Source organism: Thermodesulfobacteriota bacterium (assembly GCA_040755095.1).
Lineage (GTDB): Bacteria > Desulfobacterota > Desulfobulbia > Desulfobulbales > JBFMBH01 > JBFMBH01.
This window is the reverse complement of record JBFMBH010000149.1, coordinates 1-10660: the sequence shown is the minus strand read 5'-3', so window position 1 is coordinate 10660 and position 10660 is coordinate 1. Positions and strand designations below refer to the sequence as shown.

Annotated in this window: 10 protein-coding genes; 4 read left to right on the top strand and 6 right to left on the bottom strand. The window is 68.9% G+C overall.

Annotation, left to right across the window (positions count from 1 at the left end):
• The first annotated feature begins 146 nt into the window (after window positions 1-146).
• Together AB1634_16930 and AB1634_16925 are read left to right on the top strand one after the other, a co-directional pair.
• Window positions 147-416: a hypothetical protein gene (locus AB1634_16930; GenBank protein MEW6221200.1), complete on the top strand. Its 270-nt coding sequence runs from the start codon at window positions 147-149 to the stop codon at window positions 414-416.
• Window positions 413-856 carry a type II toxin-antitoxin system VapC family toxin gene (locus AB1634_16925; protein ID MEW6221199.1) on the top strand — a complete coding sequence of 148 codons (444 nt, stop codon included), beginning with the start codon at window positions 413-415 and terminating at the stop codon, window positions 854-856. The genes AB1634_16930 and AB1634_16925 overlap by 4 nt, the downstream gene beginning before the upstream one ends.
• 354 nt (window positions 857-1210) lie before the next feature.
• On the opposite strand, the gene AB1634_16920 is transcribed toward AB1634_16925, so the two are convergent.
• The 4 genes from AB1634_16920 to AB1634_16905 form a co-directional block, all read right to left on the bottom strand.
• The gene (locus AB1634_16920; GenBank protein ID MEW6221198.1) at window positions 1211-1963 is read right to left on the bottom strand and encodes a class I SAM-dependent methyltransferase; all 753 of its coding nucleotides are present in this window, start codon (window positions 1961-1963) and stop codon (window positions 1211-1213) included.
• Window positions 1960-3276 (bottom strand): ATP-binding protein, encoded by a 1317-nt coding sequence (locus AB1634_16915; protein ID MEW6221197.1) that lies wholly within the window; start codon window positions 3274-3276, stop codon window positions 1960-1962. Before AB1634_16915 ends, AB1634_16920 begins: the two co-directional genes overlap by 4 nt.
• A 15-nt stretch (window positions 3277-3291) precedes the next feature.
• Window positions 3292-5820, bottom strand: coding sequence for a glycogen/starch/alpha-glucan phosphorylase (locus AB1634_16910; protein MEW6221196.1), 2529 nt, complete (start codon window positions 5818-5820; stop codon window positions 3292-3294).
• A gap of 91 nt (window positions 5821-5911) precedes the next feature.
• Window positions 5912-7465, bottom strand: a complete 1554-nt coding sequence (locus AB1634_16905; protein ID MEW6221195.1) for an HD domain-containing protein — start codon at window positions 7463-7465, stop codon at window positions 5912-5914.
• Window positions 7466-7513: 48 nt separating this feature from the next.
• Here AB1634_16905 and AB1634_16900 point away from each other — a divergent pair, with 48 nt between their 5' ends.
• Together AB1634_16900 and AB1634_16895 are read left to right on the top strand one after the other, a co-directional pair.
• Window positions 7514-7915 carry a pancreas/duodenum homeobox protein 1 gene (locus AB1634_16900; protein MEW6221194.1) on the top strand — a complete coding sequence of 134 codons (402 nt, stop codon included), beginning with the start codon at window positions 7514-7516 and terminating at the stop codon, window positions 7913-7915.
• A 169-nt stretch (window positions 7916-8084) separates the two neighbouring features.
• Window positions 8085-8405 (top strand): two-CW domain-containing protein, encoded by a 321-nt coding sequence (locus AB1634_16895; GenBank protein ID MEW6221193.1) that lies wholly within the window; start codon window positions 8085-8087, stop codon window positions 8403-8405.
• 392 nt (window positions 8406-8797) lie between these two features.
• Here AB1634_16895 and AB1634_16890 read toward each other — a convergent pair whose 3' ends face one another.
• On the bottom strand, window positions 8798-10387 hold the full coding sequence (locus tag AB1634_16890; protein MEW6221192.1) for a hypothetical protein: 1590 nt from the start codon (window positions 10385-10387) through the stop codon (window positions 8798-8800).
• Window positions 10384-10660 (bottom strand): hypothetical protein (locus tag AB1634_16885; protein ID MEW6221191.1); only part of this gene is annotated, 277 nt, incomplete at its 5' end. The genes AB1634_16890 and AB1634_16885, both read right to left, overlap by 4 nt.

The following is a 10660-nucleotide window of genomic DNA, read 5'->3' as shown; positions in this document are numbered from 1 at the left end:
CGGCCAGCTGGCGGACTGAATGCCCCCCGGCACTTCCGGCCGGAAGGCGTCCTCCGGGCTGACGCGCCTCTGGCCAGCGGTGGCGGCCAGGGGCCTGGCCTCCGGCCCGTTGACTTTCCTGTGGTCGGCCATTATCCTCGAAGCCTATGGAAACGACACTCACCATCGACGATAGTCTCTTCCAGGTATTGCAGGCGGAGTCCAGACGAACTGGGCTGTCGCTGGGACAGCTTATCGATGCTGTGCTGCGTGCGGGGCTGGACCAGCTGCACCGTCCTTCGCCGCCGCCGGGTCGTTACCAGTGCCAAACCTTTTCCCTGGGTTTTCCCCCCCACATGAGCCTCGACAAGGCCCTCGATGTTGCCGCCCATCTTGAGGATGAAGAAACGGCCCGAAAGATCGCCGGCAAGGCATGAAGCTGGTTGACCTCAACCTCCTGGTGTACGCGATCAATGTCGACGCTCCCGTCCATGACCGTGCACGATCGTGGTGGGAAGACAGTTTGTCCCGGCCGGAGCGTGTGGGACTGTCCTGGGCGGTCATTCTGGGCTTCCTGCGTCTGACCACCAGCCCACGGGTGATGCCCAGGCCGCTGGCAGCCAGCCAGGCCGTGGAGCTGATTGACGATTGGCTCCGGCAGCCCATGGTGCGGATCGTTGTTCCGACCAAGCGTCATTGGAGCGTCTTGCGCCAGATCCTTGGCCACCTGGGAACGGCAGGCAACCTTACCACCGACGCCCATCTTGCGGCGCTGGCTATCGAGCACAACGCCATCCTGTGCTCCACCGATCAGGACTTCGCCCGCTTTCCACTGGTGCGCTGGACCAACCCATTGCAGGACGTTCCCACCCAATAGTCTTGCAGGAGGCGGCAAGGGGCCGGACCACCGAGCCGACCCAGCAGCCTTTTCCTTGGAGCGTCCACGCTTGGCCTTGGCATTGCCGGCCATTTCCCCTTCAAAAAAGGTATGGGTCAGATCATAAAGGGTCACGGTCGCCGGCAGGGAGAACAGATCTCGTACTCGGCCGAACACGGCCGTCTCGATGGCTTGTCGATGCCGAACCAGCATGTCCGAAGCTCGGTACAAGCTCATAAGTGGCATGGCCTCGAAGTCGACATGGAGAAGCTCCCGTTCACCGCCATGGTCTCCTCTTCCGGCCCCCAGTCCAGATCCGGATTGAGAAAGCCGGTGTCGGCGCTGATGATCGGGTCAGGTCAGACCCACCAGCACGGTGAGGGGCCAGGTCACCTGCCGGCAGGCCTGGGGATCCCCCCACAAGGGTGCCAACTGCCCCGCCAGCTCGGCCACAGGAACGGTGCCCCGGGCGGCTTGGAAGCGGGCGGTCGCCGACCAGCTGCCCAGATAGCCCAACAGCTCCGACAGGGTCCAGGAGGCGGTCATCGGGAAGGCCGGCACCGGGAGACGGGCGAAGGGGAACGGCAGGGAGCGGTAGCCGTCTTCCACGTGGCGGCGCTCCGGCGGCCAGTAGGGGCCCACGGTCTGCCGGGAGAAGGCCTGCACCAGGGCGTCGAGGCCAGAGTCCTCCAACCGCACCGGGCCGTAGGTCCAGACGGCCAGGAGTCCGCCGGGCCGCAGCACCCGCCGCACCTCCTGGTAGAAAGGCTCCAGGTCCAGCCAATGGAGGGCCTGGGCCACGGTGACCAGATCCACCGCATGGTCCGGCAGGCCGGAATCCCCGGCGGCCGCCACCCGGTATCGGATCCGGGGGTGCCGGCGGGCCGCGCCGATCTGCGCCGGGCTGGCATCGGTGGCCACCACCTGGGCAAAATGCTCGGCCAGCTGGCAGGAGGCCTGGCCGCTGCCGGCGGCGCAGTCCCAGGCCAGGCTGCGGCCGGGAGCCGCCGCCGCCAGCCAGGCGAAGAGGGCGACCGGATAGGCCGGCCGGAAGGACGCGTAGCCGGCGGCCACCGCGGAAAAATGATCGGCAGGCGCCTGGCTCATGGCTGGCGTCCACCTCCGCCCGCCGCCGGCCGGGCTCTGGCGTCCTCAGGAACACCTCCGGCGGCAAAGATGGTCAGCATGAGCTCGGCATCGTCCAGGAGGCGAAAGACCGGCCGCCTGCCGGACAACTGCTCGCTGTTCTCCATGATGATGCGCACGCCCTCCCCCCGTTTGTCCATGAAGGTGCGGCGGTCGGTGTTGACCCAGTCCAGATCGGTGGGAATCGGACACCTGGCGAGAAGGCTGGTGAGGGTCTCGTTGCGGGCGGCCTGGCGGTACAGGAGGCTCTCCACGGTCATGGTGTTGGGGATGGTGCCTGGCGAGATGATCTCCAGGCGATCGGCGAACAGTCGCAAGCGGATCTTGGCGCCATAGTCCGCATAGTCCCGGTGCGCGACGGCGTTGACCATGGCTTCGAACACCGCTGTCAGGTCGTACTGGGGGATGTCCCTGCGGCCCATGGTCTTGATGGCGCCAACCTTCATGTTCCTGACCACAAAACGGCAGGCCTCCCGGACCTGTTCGTCCAAGGACCCCGAGATGTCCCGGACGTCCAGCTGATACGGCAGACCGCTGCCCGGGGCGGCCGGCGTGGTGCCATGGTAGGCCACGGCCTGAACGAAGGCGTTCGGCATCCACTGCCTGGGCTCGGCACAGGCCATGAGGACACCGGCTACGGAGGGATGGGGCAGGCCCTGATCATCCCGGGCCACCAAGCCCAGCTTGATCAGAAAATCCAGGCCCTGGTCCCGGGTACGCGTTGTCCGGAAGCGCTCGCAGAGGGCGGGGTCAAGGGCCTCCACCGGGGCCTGGACGACCGGCTGCTCGTCGAAACGGATCATCCGGGTCTGGCTGCGCTGCTGCCCCAACCGGATGATATACTCGGTGGACATCTTGCGCTTCGCGCTGCCGGCCCGATAGAAATAGCCGTTTGGGCTCTCGTGCACATACAGACTGCGCGGAATGTCGATCTTGAGCACGGGCGCCAGATGGCCTCCGGCATCCGGCAGCTCCCACTTTTCGATCCGGCACAGTGGCGGCGGCTTGATGCGGTCGCTGGCGATGGCCAGCAGCCAGTGCTCCAGAACCGCCAGCTCCGCGACACTCATCCCGTGCGGCTGCCTGGTCGCCTCGTCGATGCCCAGCACCAGCACCCCGCCTGCGCTGTTGGCAAAGGCGGCCATCTCGTCGGCCAGCCCAGCGGGGTGGGGTCCGGCTACCCGGTCGCCACGGAAGGTCACCGCCTTGAGCTCCAGACGGCTGTCCTCGCCCAGACGGATCTGCGCCAGCAGCTCTTCTCGGGTGTCAAACATGGGCTCTCACCTTGGTCATCCCCCCTCCGGCAGCCCCCCTTCTACGCCCCAGATCTGGCGGGCGTATTCGGAGACGGTGCGATCGCTGGAAAAATGCCCCATGCGGCTGGTGGTGAGGATGGAGCGCCGGGTCCACTCCCGGGGCTGGCGGTAGAGGGCCGCGGCCTCGGCCTGGGCGCGGCAGTAGTCGGCGAAGTCGACGCAGTGCAGGTAGGGGTCGCCCCCGTCAAGGAGGCTTGCCACCAGGGGCCGGAACAGGGTGGGATCGCCGTTGTTGAAGGCGCCGCTGGCCACCGCATCCAGGGCCCGGCGCAGGATGGGGCTTCTGGCATAGGCTTCCCGGGCGGCGTCCGGCCGCCGGCGGACCTCTTCCACCTCGACCGCAGTGAGGCCAAAAAGAAAAAAACTCTCCCGGCCCACCTCCTCCAGGATCTCCACGTTGGCGCCGTCCAGGGTGCCGATGGTCAGCGCCCCGTTCAGGGCCAGCTTCATGTTGCCGGTGCCGGAGGCCTCGGTGCCGGCGGTGGAGATCTGCTCGGAAAGCTCGGCAGCGGGGATGATCTTCTCGGCCAGGGCGACGCCGTAGTTGGGCAGAAAGACCACCCGCAGGCGATCGACCAGCCGGCGCTCCCGGTTCACCGTCTCGGCCACCGAATGCACCAGCTTGATGATGAGCTTGGCCCGCTGGTACGAAGGGGCCGCCTTGCCGGCAAAGATCACCACCCGGGGCGGCTCGTCCGGGGCGGCGCCGTCCAGCAAGCGCTGGCAGAGGGCCACGACGTGGAGGATGTTCAGGAGCTGGCGCTTGTACTCGTGGATCCTCTTCACTTGGACATCGAAAAGCGAGGCCGGATCCACCTTGAGCCGGCAGCGGCTGGCGATAAGCCTTGCCAGCTGCTCCTTGTTGGCGAGCTTCACCTGGGCCCAGGCGTCTTGGAAGGCCGGATCCGCGGCATGGGACGCCAGAGCGCGCAGCTGGTCCAGGTCGGTGACCCAGCCATCGCCGATCCGGGAGCTGATGAGGGCGGCGAGGCCAGGGTTGGCCTTGCGGAGCCAGCGGCGGGGGGTGATGCCGTTGGTCATGTTGGTGAAGCGGTCCGGATAGAGCTGGGCGAAATCGGCAAAGAGGTGGGTCTTCAGAAGCTCGGTGTGCAGGCGCGCCACGCCATTCACCTTGTGGGAGCCGACGATGGCCAGATGCGCCATGCGCACCCTCTTTTCCGGCCCCTCCAGGATGAGGCTCATCCTGGCCAGGCGCTCGGGGTCGCCGGGGAAGGCCCGGGCCACCTCGCCCAGGAAGCGGCGGTTGATCTCGTAGATGATCCCCAGATGCCGGGGCAGGATGCGGCCCAGAAGCTCCACCGGCCAGGTTTCCAGGGCCTCTGGCATCAGGGTGTGGTTGGTGTAGGCAAAGGTGCGGACAGTGATCCCCCAGGCCTCGTCCCAGCCCAGCCCCTCCTGGTCGACCAGCAGCCGCATCAGCTCGGGAATGGCGATGGCGGGATGGGTGTCATTGAGCTGGATCGCCACCTCGTCGGGGAAGCCGGCCAGGGAGTCGTTCTGCTTCTGGTAGCGCCGGAAGATGTCGTAGAAGGTGGCGGCCACGAAGAAGTACTGCTGCTTCAGGCGCAGCTCCTGGCCCTCCCGGACGTGGTCGGTGGGGTAGAGGACCTTGGAGATGGTCTCGGAAAAGGCCTTGTCCTCCACGGCGGCGATGTACTGGCCCTGGTGGAAATGGGCCAGATCCAGCTCCCGGGAGGCTCTGGCGGCCCAGAGTCGCATGTTGATGACGTTGTCGTTCCGGAAGCCAGGCACCAGGAGGTCACAGGCCATGGCCATCACCACCTCGGTATCCACCCAGCGGGCCTGGTAGCGGCCCTGGCGGTCGACGCCCTCCTGGACCCGGCCGCCGAAGTGCACCGGGTAGAGGTGGTGCGGCCGCTCGAATTCCCAAGGCGAGCCGGCCCGGCGCCAGTTGTCCGGGTTCTCCACCTGATAGCCGTTCACGAACCGCTGGTGGAACAGGCCAAACTCGTAGCGAATGCCGTAGCCGTAGGCCGGAATGCCCAGGGTGGCGATGGAGTCCAGGAAACAGGCGGCCAGGCGGCCCAGGCCGCCGTTGCCCAGGCCGGCCTCCTCCTCCGCCTCCCGCACCTCCTCCAGGAGGAAGCCCATCTTCTCCAGCACCCGGCCGATGTCCCCGTCCAGGCCCAGGTTGACCAGGCTGTTGCCCAGAGAGCGGCCGATCAGAAACTCCATGGACAGGTAGTAGACCCGTTTCCGGGCCCGGGCGTAGTAGCTCTTCTGGGTCTGGATCCATTTTTCCACCAGCACGTCCCGGAGGGCGTAGATGACCGCCATGCAGCACTCCCGGGAACTGGCCCGCTCCGGATCCCGGCCCAGGAAGGAGAGGATGTTGTGGAAGATGATGCGGGCCATGGTCTCGTCGTCCTGGCCAGGACGCACGGCGACCAGCTCGGAGATGGCCGGAGGATCGGCTGGCCGGCGACGCGGGGGACGGCTGGGGCAGGTGGGGCTCGGCATGGGCGATTTCGCAGGGTCAAGGGTTGGACAACATGGACGGCCTGGACGCTATGGACATGTACCTCTGGACCTGTGGGCCAGCAAGCCCCTATCATCCACGAGCCGGCCGCAAGACAGCAACATCTTCCGGTTTAGCGCCGGGGCGGGCCAGCCAGTCCCGGACAAAGGCCTCCGCCTGCTGCCGGGTGCGGATGCGGCCGTCCACCTGGGCCTCTTCCAAGGCCTGGAGGATGCGGGCGAAGATCGGCCCCGGGGCAAGGCCGAAGAGGTCGATGAGATGCCGGCCGGTGAGGAGCCGCGGCTGGGCCAGCACCGGCCGCACCCGCTCCCGGGCCAGGGTATCCACCTCGGCGAACAGGGCGGCCAGGGCGGCCTCGGTGTCAGCCGGCTTGTCCGGGCCCTGGCCGGCCTGGGCATCTGCCATGGCCAGGACAAAAAGGCTGGCCAGGTCGTCGCCATGGGCCTTCACCAGGCGCAGGCCGGCCCGGGGGGTGACACTGCCGGTCCGGCGGCGAACGTTGGCCAGGTGAAAGGGCCACATGTGGCCGGCCACCAGCCGCACCAGCCGCCGGCTGTCCGCCCGGCTCCAGCGCAGGCGCTCGGCCACCGCCGCCACCAGCTCGCCGCCCACCCGGTCGTGGCTGTAGAAGGTGATCCGCTCGCCCGCCCGGCCGGCGGTAGGCACCTTACCGAGATCGTGCAGGAGGGCGGCGTGGGCGAGGAGGCGCCTCGCCGCAGCCGAAGCGGCCAGGTTCCGGGCGGCCGGCACCTGGCCCGGCCGGAAGAATCGCTCCGGCGCCGCCAGGATGGCCTCCAGGCTTTGCAGGGTAGCCAGGCTGTGGAAAAAGACATCCAGGTGGTGGCTGGCCGGCTGGGCGAGACCCCGGGCGCAAGCCAGCTCCGGGAGAAGAGCATCCAGCAGGCGGCTTTCGGCCATGGCCGCCACTGCGGAAGCCGCCCGGCCCGAGGCCATGAGGAGGTCCAGCTCGTGGCGGATCCGCTCGCCGGCCACGGTGCGGATGGTCTCCACGGCGCCGGCGATCCGCTCCCCGGTGGCCGCCTCCATGCTCAGGTCCAGGCAGGCCATGAACCGGTAGGCCCGGAGGGCCCGCAAGGGGTCCGCGGCCAGGGCGCCGGGGTGGCACAGCCGCAGCCGCCGAGCCCGCAGATCCGCCAGGCCGCCCGTGGGGTCGATAAGGGCGCGCGGCTCGGCCAGCCGGCGGCGGCCCGGGTCGAAGGCCAGGCCCAGGGCGTTGATGGTAAAGTCCCGCCGGGCCAGATCCGCCTCGATGCTGGCCGTGCCTTCCCGGAAGCCGCCCAGATCGATGGTGAGTCCCTGCCAGACCACCCGGGCCACCCCTTCCCCCTCGTCCAGGGGCACGAAGGTGCCCCCCAGCCGGGAGGCGAGCCAGCGGGCACAGTCCAGGGCCTGACCGGGGACGGTGAGATCCAGGTCACAGGGCTTGCGGCCGGCCAGCCAGTCCCGCACCACCCCCCCGGTGAGGAACACCGCCACGGCAAAGGAAGTGGCCATCGCCGCCAGGCTGTCCAGCAGGACCGGCGGGTAGTCGATCAGGGGATCCCGGTCCAGGAGCGGGACTGCCCCTGCCCCTTGCACAAGGCGGTACATTTGGGTAGGTTCCACGGTGGTGCTCATCTCCTTCTCGTCTGCCCTGGACTGGACACTCTCGCCATGGACCTGCCCGCCGATCCGGCCCGCATCTTCACCCAGGAGGCCCTGGACGCCCTCTTCCCGCCGGAGCGCACCGATCGTTTTTTTGACGCCCTGTACGGCGATGCCCGCGAGGGTGCCTACGATATCCGCCTGGCCTTCCTCGGCGCCGACCCCGGCCAGCAGCAGCTCGTCTTTGCCTTCCGGCTCCACGAGCGGCCGGGTGCCTGCCTGGCCTGCAACCTGACCTACGGCCTGCCGCAGGTCTTCGACCGCCACCCGGTCATCGGTGTCCAGTCCCTGGTGGAGGGCCTGGTGGCACTGCTACCCGCAAAGCCCGGCCGCGTCAACTGGTCTTTGGGGCGGACCGAGGCCAAATCCCGGCGCCTGCACACCATCCCCCTGGTGGTCCAGCTCGGCTAGCCGAACACCGGCGACGCCTGTCTTGCCCCTGGCGAGGCCGGTGTGCTAGCCTGACAACAGGCCTGAGGCTCAACGCCGGGGACGCCGGACGTTTCTGGCCACGGGTCCCGGCATCATGCCCTTGGTCGCCAGCCCCTCCTCCTCACATCTGCAGACGAGACGCATCGCCATGGGAGAAAAGCCCTTGAACTGCTGGGAGTACAAGAAATGCGGCCGCCAGCCTGGCGGGGCCCGGGTTGCCGAACTGGGGGTCTGCCCGGCCGCCATCGAGCGCAGCCTGGACGGCATCCACCGGGGCGACAACGCCGGCCGCGCCTGCTGGGTGATCGCCGGCACCTACTGCGGAGGCAAGGTCCAGGGAGACTACGCAGCCAAGCTCGGCAACTGCGCCAACTGCGAGTTCTTCCAGATGGTGCTCCGGGAGGAGCACACCGATCTCCAGGATGCCATCCATATCCTGGAGGCCCTCGAGATCGTGGCCCGGCACTGAGCCCTGGGGGCAGCCACTCCCCTCCACAAAAAAGCCCGCCTTCTCACGGACGACCCTCCGTGAGCCAGGCGGGCATTCCAGCCTTCATCACCATCAGCGGGCCACGGTTGTCTCGGTGCTCCGGCCACAGTGCGGACACTCAACCTTCATCTTCGCCCGCTCCCGCACGTAGACCGCCCTGCCACACGACGAGCAGATGCACGGACTCTTTCCCGCCTCGCTGCTCGTGGGCAGAAGCTCCTTGCCACATTCCTGACAGCGCACCTCTGGCATGATCATCACCTCCCGATCCCCCGCAGGCCAACAGCCGAGCAGCACGGGCCTGGGGTTTGATGTCTTGATACCCAAGACAATAAGGACCGGGGAGTAGGGAGTCAAACCGCCTGCGCCCTTCAGGGGGGCGGGGCTGTCGCCGCCGGCAGGCATGCCCCGTAGCCCTGGGTGGCATAGAGCCAGGCCAGACGGCCAAGGACCGCCGGGGGCGGCGGCGGCGCAAGACCGGCGGTAGCGGCCAGGGACTGGCGCACCCAGCGGCAGGGATCGTCCGGGTCCAGGGCCTGGGGCGCCCGGCCGAAACGGGCCGCCACCGGCAGGCGGTCCAGCTCGGCCAGGGGGGCGAAGCGGGCGTGACCGGCGCGACCGCGGCTGGCCAGATAGCTGTCCCGGATCATGGCGGCCGTCGTCGCAAACCACAGCCCCTCCTCCAGGCTTCCGGCCTCCAGCAGATACTTGGCATGGAAGTACCGGCTCTGGTAGGCAGCCGGCTCCTGGGCTACCCCGAAGGCCACCAGGCTGGGGTTGTCCCGCCAGGCCGCCAGCACCCGGACGGTCTGGGCCAGGTTGGCCGAAAGAAGCACGACCAGCCCCAGACGGCCCCAGCGGCCGGCGCCGCCGCCCAGGCGCGGCAGCAGGCGCAGCAGGAGGAAGGCCGCCAGGCCGCAGACGACCAGGGAGGGGGTGTAGAGCCAGCGCTCCGCCAGCTCCGAGTAGGTGCGCACCAGGAGATTGGACTGGAGGAGAAGGGGGCCGCAGGCAAGCCCTGCGGCCAGCACCGGCAGGGGCCGCCGCCGGGCCAGGCCCAGGCCCAGGGCCGCCGCACCGGCCGCCAGGGTGGTCAGACCCAGGCCGGCCTGGGGCATCAGGGTGGCGGCATCGAGATCCAGGGCCGCGTAGCCGTGGAAAGGCGCCAGCCCCACCGGCAGCAGCATGAGGGCGGTGCCGCGGCCCACGGTGTACAGGCCGTGCCAGAGCCGCTCCCAGCCCCGGGCATCGAAGGCCAGGTTGTCCAGGTTGCCAATGATGAACGGCTGCCGGGGGATGGCGAGCTGGATGGCGACGAGGATGGCCGCCACGGTGACGAGGCCGGCCGCCACCGGCCTGGCCAGCATGCGGCGGCACCAGAGGTGGAGCAGGACGATGGGAAAGAAGACGATGGCCGACTCCTTGACCAGCACCGCGAGCAGGAGCAGGCCGACGCTCGCCGCGGACCGGGGCCGGGTGTCGGCAGCCAGCAGGGCCGCCAGGCCCAGGACCAGGGCCACGATCTCGTTGTGGTGGGCACTGCTGCCCAGGACCTCGGCGTGCACCGGGTGCACGGCAAAAAGAACGGCGGTGGCGGCTGCCAGGGCGCGGTCCGCCAGGAAGCGGCGACCGGCGGCCAGGACCAGGCCGGTGGCCGCCAGATGCAGCACCAGGGTCAGGATGCGGAACGGCAGAGGCTCGCCCGGGAAGAGCTGCCAGAGGAAGCGCCAGAGGATGGGCCAAAGGGGCCGGTACATGAGGGCCGGCGCCGAGATGGGGCTTCCCCACTGATCCAGAAGAAAGGCCTCGCTCAGGGGCAGCCGGCCGGTGACCAGGGGGTGTTGCACCAGGGCCGGGAAATCGTCCAGGACAAAGCCATGGCCAAGCCCAGCCAGGCCCACCAGGCCCGCCAGGCCCAGAGGAGCGGCCCAGCCCAGCCAGTCCCGGGCCGGGCTGCTCACGCCACCTCCCGGGCCTGGCTCCCGGCCTCGGCGCGGGTCAGGATGAGCCAGCCCAGGAGCCCCAGACGCAGGCCGGCGAGCAGCACCACCGACCCCTGGTAGGCATACTGGACCGAGACAGGCGCGGCCGGGAGGGCCTGCAGGTCGAACAGCACCGGAAAGGAAAGGTAGGTGGCCAGGCCGTAGAGCGCCAGCCACCGCCACAGCCGGGGGTCGGCCGACAGGCAGCCGGCCGTGGCCAGCCACAGACAGAACTGGGGGGAGTGGAACAGG